Genomic DNA, 24,801 nt, shown 5'->3' on the forward strand with positions numbered 1-24,801 from the left:
AGGGGAGCTACGCCTTGATCTTCTCGATGGGCGCCTTGGTCTTCTGGCCGTCCTCGTCCTCCGTGTACCCGTACCCGTAGCCGTAGTGGCCGTAGCCGTACGCGTCCGGGCCCTTGGTGGGGAGCATGGTGATGACGAGGCCGAGCACGTCCGCGCCCACGTTGGTGAGGTTGGCGATGGCGCTCTTCAGCTGGGTGCGGTGCGTGCGGCCCGCGGCGACGACGATGATCGCGCCGCCGGCGTTCTTGGACAGGATCGCCGCGTCGGTGACGGGGAGCAGCGGCGGGGCGTCGATGAGCACCACGTCGTAGCGCGCCTCGAGGTCCTGCAGCAGGCGGGCCATGCCCTGCGAGCCGAGGAGCTCGGACGGGTTCGGCGGGATCTGGCCGGCGGGGAGGATCGAGAGCATGCCCGAGCCCCAGGGCTGGATGACGTCCTCGATCTCGGCGCGGCCGATGAGGATGTCGGTGAGGCCCACGGCGCCCTCGAGGCCCATGTAGGACGCGAGGCGCGGACGGCGGAGGTCGGCGTCGATGAGGACGACCTTGATGCCGGAGTCGGCCAGCGCCAGCGCGAGGTTGGAGCTGGTGGTCGACTTGCCCTCGCCCTGGATGGAGGAGGTGATGACGAAGCTGCGCGAGCGGCCGCCGAACTCCAGGAACTGGAGGTTCGTGCGGAGGCTGCGGAAGGACTCCGCCCGGGGGCTGCGCGGGTCGTCCTGGACGATGAGCGGACGCTCGGTCGCCTTCGGGTCGTACGCGATGCCGCCGAGGATCGGCTTGGTCGTGACCAGCTCGACGTCGCGCTCCCCGCGGATGCGGTTGTCGAGCGTCTCGCGGAGGAGGCTGACGCCCACGCCGATGAGGAGGCCGATGAGCGCGCCGACGATGATGTTGACGGGCAGGTTGGGCGAGGACGGCGACTCGGGGAGCTCCGCCTGCTCGAGCTGCGTGATCTGCACCTGCGGCGTGCCCTCGATCGTCTCGGGGACGAGCGTGCCGACGACCGTGGTGAGGCTCGCGCCGATGGCGTCCGCGAGCGTCGCGGCGTCCTGGCGGGACTGGTCCTTCACCGTGATGTCGATGATCGTGGTGTCGAGCGGCGCGGAGGCGCGGACCGACTCGGCCAGCTCGCGCGACGTGATGTCGAGGTCGAACTGGTCGATGACGGGCTGGAGCACGGCGCGGGTCGTGACGACGTCCGCGTAGCTCTTCACCGCCTGCTGGGTGAAGTTGTTGCCCTGCTGGAGCTCCTGGACGTTGCCCGAGCTGCTGGGTGCGACGAACATCTTCGTCGAGGCCTCGTACTCGGGGGTCTGGAGGAGGGAGAAGGCAGCTGCTGCGCCCACCCCGACCAGGAGGGTCAGGATGATCAGCACCGCGCCCCTCCGCAGCATCCGAATGAAGTCACGGAGCGCCATAACGTAGAACCCTTCCCCAAAAGCACACAGGCGCGGAGTGTCCGCATACGTGGGATATCCACAGCCTCGGCTGTCTATCATCACACAGCTCACGAGCCCGGCAGGCAGCCCCGGACGCCCCCGTCCGGGGCATGGTAGGCCCTCTGACGCCCTGTTAGGGTCGCTCCTACAGCAGTGCTGCACGGCGGTACACGAGCAAGTAGGGGACCTGGGCTATGAGCTCGCAGACATTTCGCCGGGGTACTCCCGTGCTCCCGGACCCGTCGGAGCTCCGCTCCGCGCCCGACGACAAGAACCCGCCGCCCGAGGGGGATTCGCCGGCCACGGTGAACCGCGGATTCCGCCCGGACGTCGAGGGCCTGCGCGCCCTCGCGGTCGTCGCGGTCATCGTCGACCACCTCTTCGACTGGCCCTCCGGCGGCTTCGTGGGCGTCGACGTCTTCTTCGTGATCAGCGGCTTCCTCATCACGGGCCTGCTCCTCAAGGAGTACGAGCGCACCAAGAAGATCTCGTTCCTGGACTTCTACAAGCGGCGCGTCCGCCGCATCATGCCGGCCGCGCTCCTCGTGCTCGTCGTCACCACCGCGGTCTCGTTCCTCGTCTTCAACGTCGTGCGCGCGCAGGCCAGCCTCTGGGACGCCGTCTGGTCCGCCCTCTTCGTCTCCAACTGGCACTTCGCCAGCGCCGGCACCGACTACTTCGCGGCCGACGGCCCCATCTCGCCGTTCCGCCACTACTGGTCGCTGTCGGTCGAGGAGCAGTTCTACCTCGTCTGGCCCGTGCTGATGGTCCTCGTGATCGCGCTCGTGCGCCGCCGCACCCCCAAGAACCGCACCCAGCGCGCCCGCCTGCTGCCCGTCTACATGGGCATCGCGGTCGGCGTCCTCATCGTCGCGTCGCTGGCGTGGGGCTTCTACGAGACCTCGGCCCGCCCGACCGTCGCGTACTTCTCCACCTTCTCCCGCGCGTGGGAGCTCGGCGTCGGCGCGCTCCTCGCGATCTTCGCGGCGCGGCTGTCCTCCCTGCCGGCGGCGATCCGCCCCGTGCTCGGCTACGTCGGCCTCGCGGGCATCGTCGTGTCGTTCTTCGTCATCGCGGGCGACCTCGCCTTCCCGGTGCCGTCGGCCCTGCTGCCGGTCGTCTCCACCGCGCTCGTCATCGCGTCGGGCATCGGCGGCGTCTCGAAGGCCATGGTGCCGATCACGAACCCGGTCACCACCTACATCGGGCGCCTGTCGTTCTCGCTGTACCTCTGGCACTTCCCGGTGATCATCCTGCTCGACTCCGTGATCCGCGACCGCACCGTCTACTACGCGGCCGCCATCGGCGCCACGCTCGTGCTCGCGATCGCCTCCTTCCACCTCGTCGAGGATCCGATCCGCCGCTCCAGCTGGCTCGACCCGAAGAAGGCCGGCCGCCGCTCCGCGGGCGCCCAGCTGAAGGTGACCGTCGCGGCCCTGGCCGTCGTCGCGGTCGCCGTGGTGGGCGTCGTGGCCGTCGCCGTCGTGCGCGACGAGCCGACGGGCGGCAGCCAGATCGCGACCTCGCCGACCGCCGGTCCTCCCGGCGGGGCCCCGCCGACGGGCAACGCGCTCGAGGTCCGCGCCGAGCAGGTCACGGCGGCCCTCGCGGCCGACGAGTGGCCGGCGCTGGATCCCGCCGTCGAGTCGTTCGGCGACTTCGGCCGCGACGTCATCGCGCCCGAGTGGGCGAAGGACGGCTGCCTCGGCGCCGACCTGGCCAAGGAGAAGGACGCGATCCGCAACACCGAGCACTGCTCCTACGGGAAGCAGGACGCCGGCGCCGACAAGACGGCCGTCGTCTTCGGCGACTCGCTCGCGATCAGCTACGCGCCCATGCTGCGCGCCAGCCTCGGCGAGGAGTGGAAGGTCCGCGTGCTGACGATGGCCCGCTGCCCCGCGTCCACCGTCTCGAGCACCGACACCGACGGATCCGAGTACACCGAGTGCGGCGACTTCCGCACCTGGGCGCTCGGCGAGATCGGCGCCACGAAGCCCGCGCTCGTCGTCATGAGCGAGGCCGTCGACAACTCCTACCTGTCGAGCAAGGCCGTGGGCGGCGCCGCCGACCGCGAGTGGCAGGACGGTGCGCTCGCCACCATGAACAGCCTCAAGGGCGCCGCGTCGAACGTGATCGTCCTGTCCCGCCCGCCGGCGGCCACGGCGCTCGTGGAGTGCAAGACGCCGACCAGCTCGCCGAACGACTGCCGCGCCGAGGTGTCGCCGTCCTTCATCAGCCACGCCCGCACCATGGCGGCGGCGGCCGAGGAGGTCGGCGCGCCGGTCCAGTTCATCAACACGCAGGGCTGGTTCTGCAGCCAGGGCAACTGCCCGGCGTTCGTGAACGGGATCCCCGTGCGCGGCGACACGTCGCACCTCACGGCCCGCCAGTCCCAGGACCTCGCGCCGATCATGTCGGACGTCCTCGCGCCGCTCGGCATCGTCGCTCCGGCGGCCGGCTGACGCGCCTCCCGCATCACCGCACGCCACGACGGGCGCTCCTCCTCACGGAGGGGCGCCCGTCGTCGTGCGGCGGGCGGGCTCCGACCGCCGCAGCCGCGCGACCCAGTCGGGGCGGTAGCGTGGCCGGGTGCCGTTCCCCGCCTTCGAGACCTACGCGGCCGCGGTGGGGGTGACGGGCGAGGTGACCCCGGAGACCCAGGGCGGGGAGTACGAGTCGGGCATCGCCCGGATCGACGGCGAGGCCTGGCACATCCGCACGGCACGGAACACGCCGACCAAGCCGGGCGCGTACACGGCCTTCTGGCGGCGTGCCGAGGACGGCACCACCAAGCCGTTCACCGACGACGATCCCGCCCGCGGCCTGCTCGTGTTCGTGGCGCACGGGGGCAGGCGCGGCGCGTTCCGGTTCACCCGCGCGCATCTCGCCGAGCTCGGGATCACGTCCGGGAGGAAGCCCGGCAAGCGCGGGTTCCGCGTCTACCCGAGCTGGTGCGCGGAGCTGAACGCCCAGGCCACGGCCACGCAGCGCGCACAGGCGCCCGCCTTCACGGAGCACTGACGCTCCGCCGCCAGGCGCCGGGCTAGTGCCGCGGGGCCTTCTCCGCCGCCGAGCGGCTGGTGAGGCGGCGGGCGACGCCGATGAACGGCACCTCCACGAACCGGTGCACGAGCCACGAGGCCACGAGGGTCACGGCGATGGCGGCGGCGACGCGCACGATGCCCTCGGGCACGTCGACGGCGCGCATCACGCGGTACGCGAGCGGGTGCAGCAGGTACGCGGCGTACGAGATCGCGCCCAGCCAGATGAGCACGCGCGAGTGGGCGGCCTGCCGCGACGCGTAGAAGGCGAAGAAGAGGCCGAGCCCCAGGAGGAAGGACACGGAGTAGTCGAAGGGCGGCCACGTCGGGTCCTGCCCGCCGTTGAGGTACGCGAACAGCGGCACGCCCACGACGCCGGCGATGAGGAGGCCGCGCCAGGCGGTGGACCCGTCGCGGTCGCGGAGGTGGATCGCGTGGCCGAGGGAGGCCGTGTAGAGCAGGAGCGGCAGGGTCCAGGGCAGCTCGCGCTCGAGCACCCGGCCGGCGATCGCGGCGGCGACGAAGCCGGCGAGCCACACGTAGCCGAGCACCACGCTGCGGTCGAGCCGGCCGATGAGCTTGGCGACGAGGGACTGGCCGTAGAAGATCAGCTCGATGCCGAGGGTCCAGGCCGTCGGCACGATGGTGAAGATGCCCACGGCGCCCTGCACCATGAGCACGTTCGCCATGATCGTCAGCGGGCCGCCGAGCTCGCCCTCGCCGGTCGTCGCGACCCACAGCATCATGAGGCCGAGCACGAGCCAGTAGAGGGGGAAGAGGCGGTACACGCGGCGCACGAGGAACGTGCGGGTGTCCTGGCGCTGCAGGCTGAGGGGGATCACGTAGCCGCTGACGAGGAAGAACGCCACGACGCCCACGCGGCCGGCGTCCACCCACTGGCGGCTGAAGTCCTCGAACGCCGGGTACTCCGCGGCGATGAGGTGCTGCAGCACCACGACGAACGACGCGACGCCGCGGACCGCCTCGAGGAACTCGATCTTCCGACCGGTCTCGCTCTTCACTGTCACGGTGCTGGTCACGCGGGGCTCTCCTCTGGTGCGGGCGCGACGCGCGGGACGCACCGCTTCGACCCTAACCGCCGGGTCGTCGGCGGGAGGGCGGGGGGATGCCCCTACTTCTGGGCGGGCTCGTCGAGGACCTCGGTGCGCACGTACTTGCGCACCTCCGCGCCCATCAGCTTGTAGCCGGCCATGTTCGTGTGGATCCCGTCGCGGAAGAACTCGGTCCGCCACTTGCGGTCCTTGTTCGTGAGGTTCTTCCAGGGGTCGAAGAAGTGGAAGCCCTGCGCGTCGGCGAACTCCTCGAGGTGCGCGTTGACCTCGGGCGGCGTCTCGGGCGAGGCGTTCTGGGGCGGGATCCCGAGGATCACCGTGTCCTTCGGCGCGAGCTTCTCCACGGTCTGCAGGATGTCGGCGTCGAGCTGCGTGTCCGGGACGCCGGCCAGGCGGTTGTTGGTGCCGATCATGATGAGCGCCACGTCGACGTCCTCGACGGTCGGCGTGTTCGACGCCATGAAGGTGCTCGTCGCGCCGTCGTTGCCCCAGCCGCCCGCGAAGGTCAGCGGGTCGCCCACGACGTAGTCGACGTAGGCCATGCCCTGGTCGATGCCCTGCGGCAGGGTGCCCACGAAGCCGTTGGTGTTCGAGTCGCCCATGACGACGATGCGCACCAGGTCCTCGGGCGCGGTCGACGCGGACGCGGTGGGCGCCGGGGCGCCGTCGGTCGCGGTGGGCGTGGGCTTCGGGTCGGCGCTGGTGCACCCGGCGAGCAGGAGGACGGCGGCGAGGGCGCTGACGGCGCCCCGGGCCATGCGACGTGCGGGCATAGGGGTGGATCCAATCGTGGTGGGGTCCGCGGCAGCGGCGAGCCGGTGACCCCGTCAGCCGCTGCGATCACGGGGCCGCTCGAACACCATCATGACATGCGGTGTTCGGGGACCCGGCGGGCCGCGGGCGGCGCGGCGGCCCTCCGCGGAGCGCGCGGCGGTTCCCCGGCACCCGTCGCCCGCGGCTCCGGGACCGCGTGGCGACGAGGATCAGGCGGTGCGGGCGAGGCGGACGAGCGCCTGCACGGCGGCGTGATCCGAGGGGGAGCGGCCCTCGAACGTGTAGGGGTTGATGGCCGAGTCGACCACCTCGACGCCGTCGCCCGCGAGGATCCAGTCGATGCGCTCGCCCTCGGGCACGGGCGCGCCGTACGCCGTGAACGTGCCGATGCCGGGGGTGGCGTGGTGCGCGGCCGTGGTCCAGGTGTCGGCGAGGCCCGCGTCGCGCGTGAGGATGTCGTACGCCGCGGACTCCTCGGCCGGCGCGTTGAAGTCGCCCGTGACGACGACGGGGGCGCCGGAGGCGACCTCCTGCAGCCGCTCGGTGATGAGGTCGGCGCTCTTCACGCGCGCGAGCTCGGACTCGTGGTCGAGGTGCGTGTTGAGGTGCACGAACTCGGCGCCGCTGCGGCGGTCGCGGAAGCGCGCCCACGTCGCGATGCGGGTGGTGCTGCAGCCCCAGGATCGGGATCCGATGAGCTCCGGCAGGTCGGACAGCCAGAACTGGTCCCACGCGACGACGTCGAGGCGGCGGTCGTCGTAGAAGATGGCGCTGTACTCGCCGCCGGACCCGCCGTCGCGGCCGTAGCCGAGCATGCGGTGGTGGGGGAGCGCCCGGGCGATGGCGGGCAGCTGGGCCGCGAGGGCCTCCTGCACGCCGAGCACGGTGGGCTGCTCGAGCTGGAGGAAGCGGGCGAGCACAGGCTCGCGGTCGGCCCAGTGGTCGGGGTCGCCCGGCTCGGTGGAGGCGCGGGCCAGGCGGATGTTGCAGGTCATCACGTGCACGAGGTCGCCCTCGGCCGAGCCGATGGTCGCCTGCTGGGGCGGGGCGGGAGCGACGCGCGTCGCTGCCGCCGGCCGAGACGGAGGGGGGTCCGCCTCCGCGGTGCCGTCGGGGCCGTCCGTCGTGGTGGTCGTCTCGTCCGCGCGCGGCCGCTCGAGGAGCGCCGTGCCGGAACCGCGGGTGGGGCGTCCGACGCCCGGATCCGAGGATCCGGCACCGTCGAACAGGTCGCGTCGGCTGAATCCGCCGCTGGCCATCATGGAGATCTCCTCGGGTCGCACGTGTTCTCGCGTGATCAGCCTGCGCGCAGGAGCCCCGTCGGGGCACCAACGGCACGTGGCGGACGCGTGAACTGCATGCTCAGGTCTACGTGAGGCGATCCGGCATGGCAACCCGGTGGCGGCGTGTCGTGGATCCGTGTAGGGATCCGCCAGGCAGCCGGATCAGCCCAGGTGCTCGGCGAGGAAGTCCGTGAGCGCACGCCACGAGCGGCGCTCGGCGCGGTCCTGGTACTGGGCGCCGTGGTCCGGCGCGTCGACGCCCGGCACGGAGAACGCGTGCATCGCGCCGCTGTAGCTGACGACCTGCCAGTCGATCGCGGGACGCGTGCGCATCTCGGCCTGGAACGCGGCGACCCTCTTATCGGGGACCACCGGGTCGTCGGCGCCCGTGAGGACGAGGATCGCGGCCTTCACGTGCTCGACGTCGGCGGGCTCGTGCACCACGAGGCTGCCGTGCAGCGAGATCGCGGCCTTGATCTCGGCGCCCGCGCGGGCGACCTCGAGGGACGCGCTGCCGCCGAAGCAGTAGCCCATGACGGCGATGCGCGACGGGTCGACGTCGGGCTCCGCGGCCAGGCGGTCGATGCCGGCCTGCACGCGGGCGCGCATCAGCGGGAGGTCGGCGTAGTAGGCGCCGGCGACGCCCGCGGCCTCCTCCGGGCCGGGTCGCACGTCGCGGCCGTACACGTCCGCGGCGAACGCGACGTAGCCGAGGCGGGCGAGCATCTGGATCCGCGCGGCCACGTGCCCGCCGACGCCGTACCAGTCGTGGACCACCAGCACCGCCGGGCGGCGGCCGCCCAGGGCGGCGTCGCGGGCGAGCAGGCCCTCGAGCTCGGTGCCCTCGTGGTCGTAGAGCACGGGGCCCATCCGGATGTCCGCGCCCTCGGGCAGCGGCACGCGCTCGGTGAGCTCGGCGAGGGACGGGGACCAGACGGGGGTCGATGCGGGGTCGGTCATGCTCATGCCTCCACGGCGGTGCCGAAGCGCGCGGGGAGCGTCGCGCGGTGGATCCCGCGCAGCTCGTCCACGGACAGGGTGAACAGGCCCTGCAGCTCGAGGCCGGGCGCCTGCGCGTCCGTGACGCCGATGCGGAGCACCGGGTAGCCGCGGCCCTCGCAGAGGCCCTGGAACTTCACGTCGTCCTCGCGGGGCACCGTGACGAGCATGCGGCCGGTGGACTCGGAGAAGAGCGCGGTGGCCGCGTCGACGCCGTCGCGCTGGACGATGCCGTCGAGCCAGACGCGCGCGCCGACGCCGAAGCGCATCACGCACTCCGCGAGCGCCTGGCCGAGGCCGCCGTCCGAGAGGTCGTGCGCGCTCGCGATGAGCGACTGGGTGGCGCCCGCGGCGACGAGCGAGGCGAGGTCCTTCTCCGCGGAGAGGTCGACCACGGGCGGGACGCCGCCGAGGTGGTCGTGCACCGTGCCGGCCCAGGCGGATCCGTCGAGCTCCTCGCGCGTGACGCCGAGGAGGTAGATGTTGTCGCCCTCGTCCTGCCAGCCGGACGGGATGCGGCGCGCGACGTCGTCGATCACGCCGAGCACGCCCACGACGGGCGTGGGGTGGATGGCCTGCGTGCCCGTCTGGTTGTAGAGGGAGACGTTGCCGCCGGTGACGGGGATCTCGAGCTCGAGGCAGCCGTCCGCGAGGCCCTCGACCGTGCGGCTGAACTGCCACATGACCTCGGGGTCCTCGGGGCTGCCGAAGTTGAGGCAGTCGCTGACGGCGACGGGCGTCGCGCCGGACCCGGCGACGTTGCGGTACGCCTCCGCGAGGGCGAGCTGCGCGCCGCGGTACGGGTCGAGCTGGCAGAAGCGGCCGTTGGCGTCGGTCGCGACGGAGAAGCCGAGGCCGCTCTCCTCATCCACGCGCACCATGCCCGCGTCGTCGGGGAACGACAGGGCGGTGTTGCCCATGACGTAGCGGTCGTACTGGTCGGTGATCCACGACGGGTCCGCGAGGTTCGGGCTGCCGAGCAGCTGCAGGAACTGGTCGCGGATGTCGTCGGGCGCGGTGGGGCGCGCGAGGCGCGAGGCGGAGTCGGCCTGGAGGGCGTCGATCCAGGTGGGGTAGGCGACGGGCCGGTCGTAGACGGGGCCGTCGACCGCGACCGTGCGCGGCTCGACGTCGACGATGCGCTCACCGTGGTGGTCGATGACGAGGCGGCCGGTGTCGGTGACCTCGCCGAGCACGCTCGTCTCGACGTCCCACTTGCGGACGACCTCGAGGAAGCCCTCGAGCTTCTCCGGCGTGACGACCGCCATCATGCGCTCCTGGCTCTCCGACATGAGGATCTCCTCGGCCGTGAGCGACGGGTCGCGCAGCAGCACCTCCTCGAGCCGGATGTGCATGCCGCCGTCGCCGTTCGAGGCGAGCTCGCTCGTGGCGCAGGAGATGCCGGCGGCGCCGAGGTCCTGGATGCCCTCGACGAGGTCCTTCGCGAACAGCTCGAGGCAGCACTCGATGAGCACCTTCTCGGCGAACGGGTCGCCCACCTGGACCGCGGGGCGCTTGGTGGGGCCGCCGTCGGCGAAGGTGTCGCTCGCGAGGATGGAGGCGCCGCCGATGCCGTCGCCGCCCGTGCGGGCGCCGAACAGCACGACCTTGTTGCCGACGCCGCGCGCGTTCGCGAGGTGGAGGTCCTCGTGGCGGAGGACGCCGACCGCGAGCGCGTTGACGAGCGGGTTGCCCTGGTACACGCGGTCGAAGTAGGTCTCGCCGCCGATGTTCGGGAGCCCCAGGCAGTTGCCGTAGAAGCTGATGCCCGCGACCACGCCGTGCACGACGCGCGCGGTGTCGGGGTCGTCGATGTCGCCGAAGCGGAGCGCGTCCATCACGGCGACCGGGCGGGCGCCCATCGAGATGATGTCGCGGACGATGCCGCCGACGCCGGTCGCGGCGCCCTGGAACGGCTCGATGTAGGAGGGGTGGTTGTGGCTCTCGATCTTGAAGGTGACGGCCCAGCCCTCGCCCACGTCGACGACGCCGGCGTTCTCGCCCATGCCGACCATGAGGTCCTTCTTCATGGACTCGGACACCTTCTGCCCGAACTGGCGGAGGTACTTCTTCGAGGACTTGTAGGAGCAGTGCTCGCTCCACATGACCGAGTACATGGCGAGCTCGCCGCTCGTGGGGCGGCGGCCGAGGATCTCGCGGATCTTGAGGTACTCGCCCTCCGTGAGCCCGAGCGCCGCGTACGGCTGCTCCTTCTCGGGGGTGCGCTCGGCCATCGCGACGGTGTCGGCGACGTGGCGGCGCGCGCCCTGCCCCTCTCCCGCGGGGGCCTCGGTGGGGACGGATGCGGGATCGGGGTGGACGCTCACTGCGCGAGGACTCCTTCGAGGACGGACGTGAAGAGGCGGAGGCCGTCGACACCGGAGCGCATGGCGGCCGGGGTGTCCGGTCCGAAGCCCTCCTCGACGGCGTGCTCGGGGTGGGGCATGAGGCCGACGACGTTGCCGCGGGCGTTGGTGATCCCGGCGATGTCGCGCAGGGATCCGTTCGGGTTGCCGCTGAGGTAGCGGAAGGCCACGCGGCCCTCGCCCTCGAGGCGGTCGAGCGTGTCGGCGTCGGCGATGAAGCCGCCCTCGCCGTTCTTCAACGGGATGGTGATCTCCTCGCCCGGCTCGAACGCGCTCGTCCACGCGGTGGCCGTGGCCTCGACGCGGAGGCGCTGGTCCTTGCAGACGAAGTTGCCGGCCTCGTTGCGGATGAGCCCGCCGGGCAGCAGGTGCGCCTCGGTGAGCATCTGGAAGCCGTTGCAGATGCCGAGCACGGGGACGCCGCGCTCGGCCGCGTCGACGACCTCGCGCATGATCGGCGCGAAGGCCGCGATGGCGCCCGCACGCAGGTAGTCGCCGTAGCTGAACCCGCCGGGGAGCACGATCGCGTCGACGCCCTGGAGGTCGTGGTCGCCGTGCCAGAGCGCCACCGGGGTGGCACCCGCGAGACGGACGGCGCGCTGGGCGTCGCGGTCGTCGAGGGATCCCGGGAAGGTGATGACCCCGACGCGCATCAGCGCTGCTCCGCCGCGGCGGAACCGTGGGGGAGCGGGTGCGCGGCGACGTCGGTGTCGGCCGTGCCGCCCTCCGCGATCGTGTGCTCGTCGGTGACGTTGCCGGTGGCCATGTCGGCCTCGGCGAACGCGCCGAACCCGTCGAGCCCGGCGACGTGGACGCTGATGACGTCCTCGATGACGGAGTTGGAGAGCATGTCGGCGGCGAGGGCCTGGACGTCGGCGAGCAGCGCGTCGTCCACCTCGCCCTCGACGGTGAGCTCGAAGCGCTTGCCGATGCGGACGCCGGTGAAGCGGTCCTTGCCGAGGCGGGACAGGGCGCCGGCCACGGCCTTCCCCTGGGGGTCGAGCAGCTCGGCCTTGGGCATCACTTCGACGACGATCGTGGGCACGATGGATCTCCGGCTTCCTGGAGGCGGGTGGATGCGCTCAGCGTACCGGACCGCCGCGCCCCGCCGGGCGGTCGGCGGGGCGGACGGCGCCGGGATCAGCCGATCGCCGCGGGCAGCAGCTCCACGCGGTAGGCGGCGTCGATGGTCTCGCCGGTCGCCGGGTCCTCGAGCTGCACGCGCCAGCGCGACGCGAACTGGTCGACGCCCGGGACCATGGCGACGGTGCCGGAGATGAGCACCGTGCCGGGGACGCGGAGGCCGCGCTGCTCGAGCACCTCGAGCCAGTGGTCGGGCGTGAGGAGCGCGCCGAGGGTGGAGTCCTGGATGAGCTCCTCGGCGCCCTCCTCGCCGACCCAGCCGCGCAGGCGGATCGCGTCGAGGCGGTCGCGCACGTCGGCGAGGCGCCAGGCGCGGCGGCCGAGGACGTCGGGGCCCGCGTTCTTGCTCCAGGCGACGCCGTGCACCTCGAGCGCGCGGTCGGTGTGGTCGCAGGCGACGGTGAGGAGCACGTCGTCGTCGGTGATGACGAGGGCCCACTCGGCCTCGCCGGAGGTGCGGCCGTGCTGCGCCGGCACCGCGTCGGCCTGCGACGCGAGGTACGGCGCGACGGGGTAGAGCGCGGGGGTGACCTCGGGGCCGGGGACGCCCAGCTCGGCGAGCTCGGCGATGTGCGCCTGCACCTCCGCCTGGTCGCGACCCGCGTAGCCGGCGTTGAGGAGGCTCACGACCTCGACGCTCGTGGTGGATCCGTCGGGCAGCTGGAAGCGCAGGGTGGTCATCGGTCCTCCGGTGTGTGTTTCGAGCGTGTGAAGAAATGCGGTCCGAGCCTCCCGGCCGTGGTGCCGGGGCTTCGGTATGCCTACTGTATACAGCACACCGACCGGACGCCCGGCGGGATCCGACCCCCGGGATCCGCCGCCCGGATGACCCACCCAGGAGCTCCCATGGCCGACGACCCCTCCGCCGTCAGGGCGACGCCCGCGCCCGCACCCGGCGCACCCGCCACGACCGAGAAGCCGTCCAAGCGCGACCTCGTGAAGGCCTTCACCGCGAGCCTCACCGGCACCTCGCTCGAGTGGTACGACTTCGCCGTCTACTCCGCGGCCAGCGCCGTCGTGTTCCCCGTCGTGTTCTTCCCCGCCTCCGACCCGTACACCGCGACGATCCTCGCCTTCTCCACCTACGCCGTCGGCTACGTCTCGCGCCCCATCGGCGGGTTCGTCTTCGGGCGGCTCGGCGACAAGATCGGCCGGAAGCCGGTCCTCGTGCTCACGCTTCTGCTCATCGGCATCGCGACCTTCCTCATCGGCGTCCTGCCGGGCTACGCGACCATCGGGCTCGCGGCGCCGATCATCCTGGTGCTCCTCCGCTTCGCGCAGGGCGTGGGCGTCGGCGGCGAGTGGGGCGGCGCGGTGCTGCTCTCGAGCGAGTTCGGGGATCCACGCAAGCGCGGGTTCTGGTCATCGGCCGCGCAGGTCGGCCCGCCCGCGGGCAACCTGATGGCCAACGGCGCGCTCGCGCTGCTGACCGTGCTCCTCAGCGAGGAGGACTTCCTCGACTGGGGCTGGCGCATCGCCTTCCTCCTCTCCGCGGTGCTCGTCGCCTTCGGCCTCTGGATCCGCCTGAAGCTCGAGGACACCCCCGTGTTCAAGGCGCTGCAGGAGCGCGGCGACCGCCCGAGCGCGCCCATCTCCGAGGTGTTCCGCACGCAGGGCCGCCCGCTCGTCGCGGCGATCCTCTCCCGCGTCGGACCCGACGTCCTCTACGCGCTCTTCACCGTCTTCACGCTGACCTACGGCGTGAACTCGCTCGGCTTCGAGCGCAGCCAGGTGCTCGTGGCGGTGCTCGTCGGATCCGCCGTGCAGCTGTTCACGATCCCGTTCGCGGGCGCCGTGAGCGACCGCATCAACCGCCGCGCGGTCTACGCCGCCGCCGCGGTGGGCGCCGCGGTCTGGGCCTACGTGTTCTTCGCGATCACCGACGGCTCGTCGACCTTCGTGCTCGGCGTGGGCATCGTGCTCGGCCTCTTCTTCCACTCCTTCATGTACGGGCCGCAGGCGGCGTACATCATCGAGCAGTTCTCGCCGCGGCTCCGCTACACGGGCGCCTCGCTCGCGTACACGATCGCCGGCGTCATCGGCGGGGCCATCGCGCCGCTGATGTTCACGATCATCTACGAGGAGACCGGCAGCTGGGTCGGCATCGCGCTGTACCTCACCGCCGCGGTCGTCCTCACGCTCGTGGGCCTCGCGATGGGCCGCGACTCCGACGTGGCCGAGGACGAGGAGTACGTGCGCCTCGGCGCCGAGGGCGTGGCCGCGCCGCGCATCTGACGCACCCGCTCCGCCGGCGACGCCCGGATCCCCGACGCGGGGGTCCGGGCGTCGTCGCGTGCGGGCCGGCCGGCGGGTCCGCCGCGCCGGCCTGATCGAGGGGGAGCGTCAGGCGCGCAGCAGGACGTCGAGCGTGACGGCGAGGTGCCGGTCGATCGCGTCGCGGGCCGCCTCGGCGTCGCGCGCGGCCAGCGCCTCGACGATGACGGCGTGCTCCTCGCAGACCCGGTCCTGCCGGTCGGTCGCCCGGTAGAGGGCCTCGACGCCCACGAGGATCTGGCGGGCGCGGAGCTTCGCGTAGGTGCGGCTCATCAGCTCGCTGCCCGCCGCGTCGATGAGCAGCTGGTGGAAGCGGCGGTCGTGCTCGATGAACTCGCGTCCGCTCTCGCGCGGCGGCGTCGCCACCATCGCGCGCTGGTGCTCGAGCACCTCGCGCATCGCCTCGAGCGGGGTCCGGTCGTGCTCGACGGCGCTCGTGGCCGCGTGCCGCTCGAGCACGCCGCGCAGCTCCATCAGCTCGCCGATCTCGCGGCCGGTGATGACGGGGATGCGGGCGCCGCGCTTGGGGATCATCTCCACCAGGTCGTCGGCCGCGAGCAGCAGCAGGGCCTCGCGGACGGGTGTGCGGGAGACGCCGATGCGCTCCGCCAGCTCCTGCTCGTTGAGGAACGCTCCCTGCTGGTCGGGGTCCGTGAGCACGTGCGCGTGCAGGAACTCGTAGGCCCGGGCGCGGCCCGAGAGGGCGCCGGTCGGGGCCCCTGGATCACCCGCCCGTTCTCGCATACGCTATGTATACATCACGAGGAGGACCATGAGAGTCGCGCTTGCCCAGATCATCAGCTCCCCGGAACCCGCGGAGAACCTCGCACGGATCGAGCGCTTCGCGGAGGACGCCGCGCGGCAGGGCGCCGAGCTCGTGGTGTTCCCGGAGGCGGCGCAGCGCGCCTTCGGCAACCCGCTCCCGGAGGTCGCCGAGCCGCTCGACGGACCCTGGGCGTCCGGGGTCCGGGCGGTGGCCGACCGGCTCGGCGTCGTGATCGTCGCGGGCATGTTCACGCCCGGCGCCGACGGCCGCGTGCGCAACACGCTCCTCGTCGCCCGGCCCGCGGGCGCGGAGGCGGCGGGTGCGGCCTCGTACGACAAGATCCACCTCTTCGACGCGTTCGGGTTCCGCGAGTCCGACGCGGTCGACCCGGGCGACGGCGTCGCCGTGATCGAGGTCGGCGGTACGCGCGCATCGCTCGCCACCTGCTACGACGTGCGCTTCCCCGCGCTGTTCCTCGCGGGCGCCGACCGCGGCGCCGTGGTGAGCATCGTCTGCGCGAGCTGGGGCGCCGGCCCGGGCAAGGCCGACCAGTGGGACCTCCTGCTCCGGGCCCGCGCGCTCGACTCCACCACCTTCGTGGTCGCGGTCGGCCAGGGCGACCCGGCGACGCTGCCGGCCGGATCCCGCGGCCACGACCCCGCGAGCGGCGCGCCCACGGGCATCGGCCGGAGCGCGGTGATCTCCCCGCTCGGCGAGGTGCTGCACCGCCTCGGCGGCGACGAGGAGCTGCTCGTCGTGGACCTCGACACCTCCGCGGTCGAGGCCGCGCGCGGCACGCTGCCCGTGCTCGCCAACCGGCGCCGGGGGCTCGAGCAGCAGGCCTGACGCCGTCAGCCCTCGCGGAACGACAGCACGTCGCCCGGCTGGCAGCCGAGCACGCGGCAGATCGCCTCGAGGGTCGAGAACCGCACGGCCTTCGCGCGCCCGTTCTTCAGCACGAAGACGTTGGCGGGCGTGATGCCGATGGCGGTCGCCAGCTCGGCGACCGTCATGCCGCGCGCGGCGAGGTGCGAGTCGAGGTCGACCTCGATCGGCATCAGACGACCTCCGCCAGCTCGGCGTGCGACGCGGCGGCGCGGCGCAGGAGGCCGAGCATCGCCACGAGCACGAGGCAGAAGGCGGCGCAGAGGGCCGCCACCCCGACCAGGGCGATCATGACGGCCGGCGGGGTGATGCCCGCTGCCGCGAGCCCGAGGAACGCGGCGACCGCGAGCGCCGTCGCGACGGCGCCCAGGATGATCATCACCCGCACCAGCGCGAACGCCCGCCGGTCGAAGATGGCGTCGCTCGCGGTCATGGACGTGAGGCGCCAGATGATCACGAGGACCGCCTGCGCGCACAGCGTGACGGCGATGATCCACACCGCGACCGGCACCACGAGCCCGTCGAGGTCGGCCTGGCTCTCGCGCAGCGGCCCCGTCGCCGCGGACACCATGAGCGCCTCCACCACGATCCCGAGCGCCACCAGCAGCGCCACGAGCGCCTTCACGCCGTTCCTCGTCGCCGTCGCCATGTCCCGTCCTCCTTCGTGCATCGAATGTCGATCCATCGAAAGACGATACAGCGGGGCGGGGGCGGCAGCGTCATCCGCAGGTCGCATCCCCGCGTCCGCCGCGCACCGCGCGCACCGCGGGCCCGGCCGCCGAGGCGACCAGGCCCGCTGCCGTGCCGGGGATCAGCGCCCGAGGGGCGTCATGTCCTCGTAGCGGTCGCCGACCGGGGTGGGCAGCGACGAGAGGCGCGCGAGCTGGTCGGCGGAGAGCGTCAGGGCGTACGCCGCGACGTTCTCGTCGAGGCGCGCGACGCGCTTCGTGCCCGGGATCACCGCGATGTCGTCGCCCTGGGCGAGGATCCACGCGAGCGCGACCTGCGCGGGCGTCGCGTCGAGCTCGCCCGCGACGGCCTTCACGGCGTCGACGATGCGCATGTTCTGCGCGAACGCCTCCTCCGCGAAGCGCGGGTTCGAGGCCCGGTAGTCGCTGGTCGACAGGTCGGCCGGGCTCGTGATGGAACCCGTGAGGAACCCGCGGCCGAGCGGCGAGTACGCCACGAGCCCGATGCCGAGCTCGCGCAGCACGGCGAGCACGTCCTGCTCGGGGTCGCGCGTCCAGATGGAGTACTCGCTCTGCAGCACCGAGATGGGGTGCACGGCGTGCGCGCGGCGGATCGTGTCGGTCCCCGCCTCGGACAGGCCGAGGTGCACGACCTTGCCCTCCTGCACGAGCTCCGCCATCACGCCGACGACCTCCTCGATCGGCACGGCCGGGTCGACGCGGTGCTGGTAGAGCACGTCGATGCGGTCGGTCCCGAGGCGCTGCAGCATCGCCTCGACGGCGATGCGGATGCTGGTGGGGGAGCTGTCGATGCCGCGCGTGGAGTCCTCGGGGTCCTTGCCCGGGGCGTGCGTCATGATCCCGAACTTGGTCGCGATGACGACGCCGTCGCGGTGGTCGCGGAGGGCGGATCCGACCAGCCGCTCGTTGGTGAAGGGGCCGTAGCCCTCGGCGGTGTCGAACAGCGTGACGCCCTGCTCGACCGCGCGGTGGATGGTGCGGATCGACTCGGCGTCGTCCTGGCCGGCGCCGTCGTAGAACGCGCTCATGCCCATGCAGCCGAGGCCGATGCGGCCGACGTCGAGGCCCGTGCCGGTGTGGATGTGCTTCATGCGGTGCTCCGATCTCCTGCGGCCGGATGGGCCGCCTCTCCAACCTAGGCACGGTCGGCCGCGCGACGCGCCGCCCGTCCGCTTCTTTTGAATCATTCAAGGGAAGTGTGCTTGACTCCTCCGCATGCCCGACGACCATGCGCACCACCACGCGCCGCCCCTCGACGCCGACGCCCTGCGCGCCGTGCTCCGGGAGGCCGGTCTCCGCGTGACCCGGCCGCGCCTGGCCGTCCTCGAGGCGGTCGACGCCCACCCCCACTCGGACGCCGACCAGGTGCTCCGCGTGGTGGAGGGCGCGCTGCCGCGCACGAGCATCCAGGCGGTCTACGGCGTGCTCGGCGCGCTCGCGGCCGCCGGTCTCGTGCGCCGCATCGAGCCCGCGGGATCATCCGCGCGCTACGAGCGGCGGACGGGCGACAATCACCATCACCTCGTGTGCACGTCCTGCCGGACGATCGTCGACGTGGACTGCGCGGTGGGGGAGTCCCCCTGCCTCGTGCCGTCCGACGCGGCGGGCTTCCTCGTGGCGAGCGCCGAGGTGACGTACTGGGGCCTGTGCCCCGCCTGCCGGGCCGCGTCCGCGGACCCCGGTGCCACCGCCGCGACCTGAGGGTCGCCACCGGCCGCGCACCCGCGGCCGGTCCACCTCGAGCCAGCACCTCCCCGTTCCACCGCTGACAGGAGAACCGCATGACGGATCAGAAGCACACGACCACCAACCAGGGCGCCCCCGTCGCCAGCGACGAGCACTCGCTGTCCGTCGGCCCCGACGGCTCCATCCCGCTGCACGACCACTACCTCGTCGAGAAGCTGGCGCAGTTCAACCGCGAGCGGATCCCGGAGCGCGTCGTCCACGCCAAGGGCGGCGGCGCGTTCGGCACCTTCCGCACCACGGGCGACGTGAGCGCGTACACCCGCGCCTCCCTCTTCCAGCCCGGCGCCGAGGTCGAGATGCTCGCGCGCTTCTCCACCGTCGCCGGCGAGCAGGGGAGCCCCGACACCTGGCGCGACCCCCGCGGCTTCGCGCTGAAGTTCTACACGGACGAGGGCAACTACGACCTCGTCGGCAACAACACCCCCGTCTTCTTCATCCGCGACGGGATCAAGTTCCCCGACTTCATCCACTCGCAGAAGCGCCTGCCGGGCTCGCACCTCCGCGACCACGACATGCAGTGGGACTTCTGGACCCTCTCGCCCGAGTCCGCCCACCAGGTCACCTGGCTCATGGGCGACCGGGGCCTCCCGAGCTCGTGGCGCCACATGGACGGCTTCGGCTCGCACACGTACCAGTGGGTGAACGCGGCCGGCGAGCGCTTCTGGGTGAAGTACCACTTCAAGACGCAGCAGGGCATCGAGATCCTGTCGCAGGAGCAGGCCGACCAGATCGCGGGCGAGGACGCCGACTTCCACATCCGCGACCTCACCGACGCCATCGACCGCGGGGACTACCCGGAGTGGAAGCTCGAGGTGCAGATCATGCCCTACGAGGACGCCAAGTCGTACCGCTTCAACCCGTTCGACCTCACCAAGGTCTGGTCGCAGAAGGACTACCCGCGCATCGAGGTCGGCACCATGACCCTGAACCGCAACCCGGAGAACTACTTCGCGCAGATCGAGCAGGCCGCGTTCGCGCCCTCGAACTTCGTGCCGGGGATCCAGACGAGCCCCGACAAGATGCTCCTCGCGCGCATCTTCAGCTACGCCGACGCGCACCGCTACCGCGTGGGCACCAACCACGCGCAGCTGCCGGTGAACGCGCCGAAGTCGCCCGTGCACAGCTACTCGAAGGACGGCGCCGCGCGCTACTCCTTCGAGTCGGCCGGCACGCCCGTCTACGCGCCCAACTCGCACGGCGGCGCGCACGCCGACCCCGCCCGCGCCGCGGAGAGCGCCGGCTGGGAGCACGACGGCGAGCTCGTCCGCTCAGCCGCGACCCTGCACGCCGAGGACGACGACTTCGTGCAGGCGGGCATGCTCGTCCGCGACGTGCTCGACGACGCCGCCCGCGAGCGCCTCGTGGGCAACATCGTCGGCCACGTGAGCAAGGTCACCACGGCCGAGCTCCGCGCCCGCGTCATCCAGTACTGGACGAACGTCGACGCCTGGCTCGGCGCGCGCGTCGCCGCGGGCCTGCCGCCGCTGGCCGGATCCGCGCCCGTCGCCGAGGCCACCCCCGGCCCGACGCGCGACGCGGAGGACGTGGCCATCGCCACGCACTGACCGCGGTGATCCGCTGAACGCCTGAGACGACGACGCCCGCCCCCTGATGCAGGGGGCGGGCGTCGTCGCGTGCGGGGCGCGGTTCAGCCGAGCGGCAGGTCCATCTCCAGGTCGCGCTGCGCGCGGTCGAGCGCGTACGGGACGCTGCGGCCCGTGAGGCGGAAGCCGCGGCGCTCGTAGTAGGCGCGGGCCCGCGCGTTGTCCTCGTGCACCTCGAGGCGGAGCGTCCGGGCGTCCGGGCGCTCGCGGGCCCAGGCGATCACGGCGTCGAGCAGCAGGTCGGTGACGCCCACCGCGCGGCCCCGGGCGTCGGGGGTGATGTAGACGCTCACGAGCATCACGCGGGTCGGGTCGGTCGCGACGTACGCGTTCATCGCGCCGAGCCAGCGGCCGGACACGCGGTCGACGGCCGCGTAGGCCGTGTTGCCGGGGAGCGCCACGCGTGCAGTGCGGCCGCGCCAGTCGGAGTCCGGCAGGGTCCGGGCGTGCTCCAGCGTCTCGAGGTAGGCGAGCGGGGTGTCCTCGAGCATCTCGAGGCGGAGCGTGCGGTACTCGCGCCAGTCCTCGGCGCGGATCCGGTGGATCACGGGGTCGAGCGCGGTCACACCAGCTGCCCGTTCACGTGCAGGTCGCCCGCGGGGAACGCGTCGGCGGGGGCGGTGACCGGGAGCATCAGCCAGCCGTGGTCCTGGTGCACGACCTCGGCGGCGCCGCGGAGCGTGAAGCCGTTGTAGTGGCCGGTGCGGCCGTCGAGGGGGATCCAGCCGTGCCGCGTGTAGTAGCCGGTGGTCGCGTCGCCCGTCTCCAGGAGGCCGAAGGGGACGGCGAGGCGGGCGAGGGCGCCGCGGATCCCGTCGGCGAGCAGCGTGCCGAGGCCCTGCCCCTGGCGCCCCGGGTGCACGGCGACCATGCCGGTGGATCCGACGAGCACGTCGTCGGCGGGGCCGCCCGCGTCGTCGCCCACGGCCACGAACATGCGGCGGATGCCCGCGTGCGCGACGAGCTCGTCGCCGTCGTGCGCGAGGACCCGCAGCTCCGGCTGCGCGCCCGCCCAGCTGCGCGACCCCGCGTAGCCCTCGCGGAAGTCGGGGAAGGCGAGCGCGAGGAGCGCCGCGATCGACGTGTGGCCGGCGACGTCGAGCGCGCCCTCGCGGACGACGGTGAGGCGGGGTCCCATGGGTCGAGGCTAGCGGCCGGTCGCGCGGCCGACCGGGGCGTGTCCGGCCCCGCCCGCGGCCCGGTCGCGCGGCCCGCGCGCCCGTAGGGTTGAGCGCATGACCACCCCGCAGTCCGTCTGGCAGGACAAGCTCGGCCGCCTCTCCATCCGCTGCGTGCAGATCCTGGCGGTCCTCGTGGTCGCCATCGCGATCGTGTACGCCGCCATCTCGCTCAAGCTCGTCGTGATCCCGGTGATCATCGCGCTGATCCTCGCGTGCGCCGTCCGTCCGATCGTGCTCTGGATGGAGCGCCGCGGCCTCCCCGACGCGCTCGCCGCGGCCATCGCGCTCCTCACCGGCCTCGTGCTCTTCGGCGGCGCGATCACGCTCGTCGTCTTCGGGGTGCAGAACCAGTGGCCGACCCTCGTGAAGGCCACCAGCGAGGGCATCGACGAGCTGCAGCGCGTCGTCGAGGAGGGCGGTCTGCCCGTCGACACGGCGCAGATCGACGCGTTCCGCCAGTCGGCGGTCGACTTCCTCACGAGCAGCCAGTTCGGATCCGGCGCCATCGCGGGCGTCTCGGCCGCCGCCGAGGTCATCACGGGCGCCGTGCTGGGGCTCGTCGTGTTCTTCTACTTCGTCAAGGACGGCCCGCAGATCTGGTCCTTCTTCATCCGGCCCTTCCGCGGCCGCGGCCGCAAGCGCGCCGTGCGCGTCGGCCACGAGGGCGCGCGTGTGCTCGGCGGCTACATCCGCGGCACCGCGACCGTCGCGCTCGTCGACACCGTCTTCATCGGGGCCGGCCTCGTGATCCTGGGCGTGCCGCTGGCGCTGCCGCTGTCGCTCATCGTCTTCATCGGCGCGTTCGTCCCGATCGTCGGAGCGACCGCCGCGGGCATCCTCGCGGCGCTCGTCGCGCTCGTCACCAACGACCTGGGCACCGCGATCTGGGTGGTCGCCATCGTGGTGCTCGTGAACCAGCTCGAGGGCAACCTCCTCCAGCCCGTCGTGCTCGGCAACGCGCTCAAGCTGCACGGCCTCGTGGTGCTGCTGGCCCTCACCGCCGGCACGATCCTCGGCGGCATCGTCGGCGCGATCCTCTCGGTGCCGCTCACCGCCGTCGCCTGGACCGCCTGGAAGATCGTGATGGAGCCGGACGAGGAGGAGGCGCAGCCGTCGCCCCCGCCGAGCCCGCACGCGCCGCCCGGGAAGCGCGGCGTGCGCGGCCTCACCTCGCTGCTCACCGGCCGCGCCTCGACGCCCGCCACCGCCACCCGCGCCGACCGATGAGCGCCACCGGCGCCGCGTCGAGCCTCCAGCGCTCGCCCGGCTTCGCCGTCGCCGCGCGCCTCGGGCACGCGGTCAACGGCCTCCTGCACCTCCTCATCGGCGTCATCGCGTTCCGCCTCGCCACCGGCGGCGGGGGCGGCGAGGCCGACCAGTCCGGCGCGCTCGGCTCCATCGCCGGCACGCCCGGCGGCCGTGTGCTCCTCTGGGTCATCGTGGTCGGGCTCGTCGGGCTCGGCCTCTGGCAGCTATTCGAGACCGTGCTCGCCCGCGGCGAGGACGCGAAGCGCACCTGGGCCGCCCGCGCCAAGGAGTTCGGCAAGGCTGTCGCCTACCTCGCGATCGCGGCCACGGCGCTGCGCTTCGCCACGGGGGGATCCAGCGACTCCTCCGAGCAGTCCCAGTCGCTCAGCGCGCGGATCCTCGCGGCACCCGGCGGCGTGGCGCTCCTCGTGGTGCTCGGCCTCGCGGTCATGGCCATCGGCGCGTACTTCGGCGTCAAGGGCGTCACCCAGCGGTTCCGCGAGGACCTCGCCGTGCCGTCGGGGTCGCTCGGCCGCGCGATCACCGGTCTCGGCGTCGCCGGCTACGTCGCCAAGGGCGTCGCGCTCGTCGCGGTCGGCGTGCTGTTCGTCGTCGGCGCCGTGACGGCCGACCCGAGCCGCGCCACGGGCCTCGACGGCGCGCTGCAGGCGCTCGCCGACCTGCCCGCGGGCGTCGCCGTGCTCGCGATCACCGGGCTCGGCCTCATCGCGTACGGCCTGTACTGCGGCGCCCGCGCGCGCTACGCGAAGCTGTGACGGCGCGTCCGGTCGCGGGCCTCGACGGCGTGCGGCCGGACGAGGTCCACGTCGTCCGCGTGTTCACGGACGCGGACGGGCGCCACGGCAACGAGCTCGGGATCGTGCTCGCCTCGCCGCGCACCGACGGCCGTGAGCTCGCGGTCGCGCAGGCGCTCGGGTTCAGCGAGACGGTGTTCGTCGACGCGGTGGGCGCGCCCGGCGCGGATCTCCGGGGCGCCGCGATCCGCATCCTCACCCCCGCGCGCGAGCTGCCCTTCGCCGGGCACCCCACGGTCGGCACGGCCTGGTGGCTGGCGTCGCGCGGGGCGCTGGTCGACCACCTGCGCGTGCCGGCGGGCGTCGTCGCGGTGACGCACGCGGCCGATGTCGTGCGCGTCACGGCGGATCCGGCGTTGGGCCCGGAGTTCGCCTGGCACCCTGTGGGCTCCGTCGCCGAGCTGCTCGCCCTCGACCTGCCGGCGCTCGCGCAGAGGGCCGGCGTCGAGCACCTCTACGCGTGGGCGTGGATCGACGAGGCCGCCGGATGGATCCGCGCGCGCATGTCCGCTCCCGCGCTCGGCATCCCCGAGGACGAGGCGACGGGATCCGCCGCCCTCCGCGTCACCGCGCACCTCGGCCGCGACCTCCGCATCACGCAGGGCCGCGGCAGCGAGCTGGTCACGCGGCTGCTCGACGACGGCTGCGCCGAGGTCGGCGGGCGGACCGTCGCGGACCGCGTGATCCCGCTGCCCTGACGGTCGCTCCTGCTCGAGGTCCGCAGGGGGCCGGATCCTCACCACCGGAGGGCGTCCGAGGTCTGCTGCCGTCGGATCAGGGCCTCCCGTGCCGTGCCACGGCCACGGATCGTCGAGGGGTGTGACGACCCGCACGGCGTCGACCTCGTCGTCATGTGCATGGACCGCGAGCGGTCCTGCGCGGAGCCGTAGCGTCGACGCCGGGCCGCGGCGTCGACGCCGGGCCCGGTTCGGAAGGAGATCACGTGAGCGCTGACTCGCTGGACACGATGAGGGAGCTGCGTCGCGTCGTGGCAGAGGGTCGGATCACCATCGGCTCGCTGTCCGCGGCGACCGGCATCTCGAGCACGCTGCTCCTGCGACTCACGAGCGAGTCGGTCGACGACGGATCGGGCATCAACGCCCACGCGGGGCTCCTCACGTCCGAGGAGACGGTCCGCGTGAGCGGACTCGTGGCACGCCTGACCGCGGGCACGGACGTCGATGACGACATCCGATTGCGATCGATCCTCGAGACGCTGACGTGCACGCTGGAGCTGACCCCGACGAACATCGCCGGACTCACGGGGATCGACGTCGCCGCCGTGGACGCCGCGCTCCACGATCCTCGGGACGTCGCGATGGAGACCAGGTACGCGCTCGCTGTCCGAGCGTCCTACCTCCTCCACGCGATGGGCGACGCTGCACCGTCACCCTAGGTCAGGTGACGCCCGTCCAGCCGCGTGGGAGCGGGTGAACGGGCGTCCGCTCCCAC

24 protein-coding genes and 1 pseudogene are annotated in these 24,801 nt (G+C 72.9%); 10 read left to right on the top strand and 15 right to left on the bottom strand.

The genetic code is table 11. From position 1 onward, the window contains the following. Nucleotides 1–7: 7 nt before the first annotated feature. The gene (locus ACT7CP_RS03360; protein ID WP_445443372.1) at nucleotides 8–1,420 is read right to left on the bottom strand and encodes a tyrosine-protein kinase domain-containing protein; all 1,413 of its coding nucleotides are present in this window, start codon (nucleotides 1,418–1,420) and stop codon (nucleotides 8–10) included. A 248-nt stretch (nucleotides 1,421–1,668) separates the two neighbouring features. Between ACT7CP_RS03360 and ACT7CP_RS03365 the strand changes: the two genes are divergently transcribed. Both ACT7CP_RS03365 and ACT7CP_RS03370 read left to right on the top strand, forming a co-directional pair. Further along, the gene (locus ACT7CP_RS03365) at nucleotides 1,669–3,903 is read left to right on the top strand and encodes an acyltransferase family protein (RefSeq protein ID WP_413962471.1); all 2,235 of its coding nucleotides are present in this window, start codon (nucleotides 1,669–1,671) and stop codon (nucleotides 3,901–3,903) included. Between the two features lie 127 nt (nucleotides 3,904–4,030). Next, a complete protein-coding gene (locus ACT7CP_RS03370) occupies nucleotides 4,031–4,462 on the top strand; it encodes a MepB family protein (protein ID WP_445443373.1) in 432 nt (143 codons plus the stop codon). 22 nt (nucleotides 4,463–4,484) lie between these two features. Here the strand turns inward: ACT7CP_RS03370 and ACT7CP_RS03375 are convergent, their stop codons facing one another. The 8 genes and pseudogenes from ACT7CP_RS03375 to ACT7CP_RS03410 all read right to left on the bottom strand — a co-directional run bounded on the left by ACT7CP_RS03375 (nucleotide 4,485) and on the right by ACT7CP_RS03410 (nucleotide 12,801). Continuing rightward, nucleotides 4,485–5,522 carry an acyltransferase family protein gene (locus ACT7CP_RS03375; protein ID WP_445443374.1) on the bottom strand — a complete coding sequence of 346 codons (1,038 nt, stop codon included), beginning with the start codon at nucleotides 5,520–5,522 and terminating at the stop codon, nucleotides 4,485–4,487. Between the two features lie 92 nt (nucleotides 5,523–5,614). Then, nucleotides 5,615–6,328 carry an SGNH/GDSL hydrolase family protein gene (locus ACT7CP_RS03380; protein WP_413962474.1) on the bottom strand — a complete coding sequence of 238 codons (714 nt, stop codon included), beginning with the start codon at nucleotides 6,326–6,328 and terminating at the stop codon, nucleotides 5,615–5,617. 210 nt (nucleotides 6,329–6,538) lie between these two features. After that, a complete protein-coding gene (locus tag ACT7CP_RS03385; protein ID WP_445443375.1) occupies nucleotides 6,539–7,591 on the bottom strand; it encodes an endonuclease/exonuclease/phosphatase family protein in 1,053 nt (350 codons plus the stop codon). 183 nt (nucleotides 7,592–7,774) lie between these two features. Beyond that, a complete protein-coding gene (locus ACT7CP_RS03390) occupies nucleotides 7,775–8,572 on the bottom strand; it encodes a dienelactone hydrolase family protein (RefSeq protein ID WP_445443376.1) in 798 nt (265 codons plus the stop codon). Between the two features lie 2 nt (nucleotides 8,573–8,574). After that, nucleotides 8,575–10,938 (bottom strand): phosphoribosylformylglycinamidine synthase subunit PurL, encoded by a 2,364-nt coding sequence (gene purL, locus ACT7CP_RS03395; protein WP_445443377.1) that lies wholly within the window; start codon nucleotides 10,936–10,938, stop codon nucleotides 8,575–8,577. Next, the gene (gene purQ / locus ACT7CP_RS03400; RefSeq protein ID WP_445443378.1) at nucleotides 10,935–11,630 is read right to left on the bottom strand and encodes a phosphoribosylformylglycinamidine synthase subunit PurQ; all 696 of its coding nucleotides are present in this window, start codon (nucleotides 11,628–11,630) and stop codon (nucleotides 10,935–10,937) included. The genes purL and purQ overlap by 4 nt, the downstream gene beginning before the upstream one ends. A gap of 152 nt (nucleotides 11,631–11,782) precedes the next feature. Then, a pseudogene (gene purS, locus ACT7CP_RS03405) lies at nucleotides 11,783–12,022 on the bottom strand (phosphoribosylformylglycinamidine synthase subunit PurS); the annotation flags it as partial. Between the two features lie 95 nt (nucleotides 12,023–12,117). Further along, a complete protein-coding gene (locus ACT7CP_RS03410) occupies nucleotides 12,118–12,801 on the bottom strand; it encodes a DUF2848 domain-containing protein (protein ID WP_445443379.1) in 684 nt (227 codons plus the stop codon). A gap of 165 nt (nucleotides 12,802–12,966) precedes the next feature. On the opposite strand from ACT7CP_RS03410, the gene ACT7CP_RS03415 reads away from it, so the two are divergent. Next, complete coding sequence (locus ACT7CP_RS03415; protein WP_445443380.1) at nucleotides 12,967–14,355, top strand: MFS transporter; 1,389 nt, start codon at nucleotides 12,967–12,969, stop codon at nucleotides 14,353–14,355. Nucleotides 14,356–14,463: 108 nt separating this feature from the next. Here ACT7CP_RS03415 and ACT7CP_RS03420 read toward each other — a convergent pair whose 3' ends face one another. Beyond that, a complete protein-coding gene (locus tag ACT7CP_RS03420; RefSeq protein WP_445443381.1) occupies nucleotides 14,464–15,138 on the bottom strand; it encodes a GntR family transcriptional regulator in 675 nt (224 codons plus the stop codon). 28 nt (nucleotides 15,139–15,166) lie between these two features. Here ACT7CP_RS03420 and ACT7CP_RS03425 point away from each other — a divergent pair, with 28 nt between their 5' ends. After that, the gene (locus ACT7CP_RS03425; RefSeq protein ID WP_445443382.1) at nucleotides 15,167–16,006 is read left to right on the top strand and encodes a carbon-nitrogen hydrolase family protein; all 840 of its coding nucleotides are present in this window, start codon (nucleotides 15,167–15,169) and stop codon (nucleotides 16,004–16,006) included. Between the two features lie 5 nt (nucleotides 16,007–16,011). Here the strand turns inward: ACT7CP_RS03425 and ACT7CP_RS03430 are convergent, their stop codons facing one another. From ACT7CP_RS03430 to ACT7CP_RS03440, 3 genes are all read right to left on the bottom strand, one after another. Then, nucleotides 16,012–16,218 (bottom strand): helix-turn-helix domain-containing protein, encoded by a 207-nt coding sequence (locus tag ACT7CP_RS03430; RefSeq protein ID WP_413962483.1) that lies wholly within the window; start codon nucleotides 16,216–16,218, stop codon nucleotides 16,012–16,014. Further along, nucleotides 16,218–16,694 (bottom strand): DUF2975 domain-containing protein, encoded by a 477-nt coding sequence (locus ACT7CP_RS03435; protein ID WP_445443383.1) that lies wholly within the window; start codon nucleotides 16,692–16,694, stop codon nucleotides 16,218–16,220. The genes ACT7CP_RS03430 and ACT7CP_RS03435 overlap by 1 nt, the downstream gene beginning before the upstream one ends. Before the next feature lie 162 nt (nucleotides 16,695–16,856). Then, nucleotides 16,857–17,846: an aldo/keto reductase gene (locus ACT7CP_RS03440; RefSeq protein WP_445443384.1), complete on the bottom strand. Its 990-nt coding sequence runs from the start codon at nucleotides 17,844–17,846 to the stop codon at nucleotides 16,857–16,859. A gap of 124 nt (nucleotides 17,847–17,970) precedes the next feature. Here ACT7CP_RS03440 and ACT7CP_RS03445 point away from each other — a divergent pair, with 124 nt between their 5' ends. Next, the gene (locus tag ACT7CP_RS03445; RefSeq protein WP_445443385.1) at nucleotides 17,971–18,456 is read left to right on the top strand and encodes a Fur family transcriptional regulator; all 486 of its coding nucleotides are present in this window, start codon (nucleotides 17,971–17,973) and stop codon (nucleotides 18,454–18,456) included. A gap of 80 nt (nucleotides 18,457–18,536) precedes the next feature. Continuing rightward, nucleotides 18,537–20,066: a catalase gene (locus tag ACT7CP_RS03450; protein ID WP_413962487.1), complete on the top strand. Its 1,530-nt coding sequence runs from the start codon at nucleotides 18,537–18,539 to the stop codon at nucleotides 20,064–20,066. 83 nt (nucleotides 20,067–20,149) lie between these two features. Here the strand turns inward: ACT7CP_RS03450 and ACT7CP_RS03455 are convergent, their stop codons facing one another. Both ACT7CP_RS03455 and ACT7CP_RS03460 read right to left on the bottom strand, forming a co-directional pair. Beyond that, a complete protein-coding gene (locus ACT7CP_RS03455; RefSeq protein ID WP_445443386.1) occupies nucleotides 20,150–20,671 on the bottom strand; it encodes a GNAT family N-acetyltransferase in 522 nt (173 codons plus the stop codon). After that, nucleotides 20,668–21,243 (bottom strand): GNAT family N-acetyltransferase, encoded by a 576-nt coding sequence (locus ACT7CP_RS03460; protein ID WP_445443387.1) that lies wholly within the window; start codon nucleotides 21,241–21,243, stop codon nucleotides 20,668–20,670. The genes ACT7CP_RS03455 and ACT7CP_RS03460 overlap by 4 nt, the downstream gene beginning before the upstream one ends. A 97-nt stretch (nucleotides 21,244–21,340) precedes the next feature. On the opposite strand from ACT7CP_RS03460, the gene ACT7CP_RS03465 reads away from it, so the two are divergent. From ACT7CP_RS03465 to ACT7CP_RS03480, 4 genes are all read left to right on the top strand, one after another. Beyond that, nucleotides 21,341–22,513 (top strand): AI-2E family transporter, encoded by a 1,173-nt coding sequence (locus tag ACT7CP_RS03465; RefSeq protein WP_445443388.1) that lies wholly within the window; start codon nucleotides 21,341–21,343, stop codon nucleotides 22,511–22,513. Next, on the top strand, nucleotides 22,510–23,310 hold the full coding sequence (locus ACT7CP_RS03470; protein ID WP_445443389.1) for a DUF1206 domain-containing protein: 801 nt from the start codon (nucleotides 22,510–22,512) through the stop codon (nucleotides 23,308–23,310). Before ACT7CP_RS03465 ends, ACT7CP_RS03470 begins: the two co-directional genes overlap by 4 nt. After that, the gene (locus ACT7CP_RS03475; protein WP_445443390.1) at nucleotides 23,307–24,047 is read left to right on the top strand and encodes a PhzF family phenazine biosynthesis protein; all 741 of its coding nucleotides are present in this window, start codon (nucleotides 23,307–23,309) and stop codon (nucleotides 24,045–24,047) included. The genes ACT7CP_RS03470 and ACT7CP_RS03475 overlap by 4 nt, the downstream gene beginning before the upstream one ends. Nucleotides 24,048–24,292: 245 nt before the next feature. Next, entirely contained in the window at nucleotides 24,293–24,745 is a 453-nt protein-coding gene (locus ACT7CP_RS03480; RefSeq protein WP_445443391.1) for an HTH domain-containing protein, read from the top strand. The last annotated feature ends 56 nt before the right edge of the window (nucleotides 24,746–24,801 follow it).

This window comes from Clavibacter rahimiani, assembly GCF_052654495.1.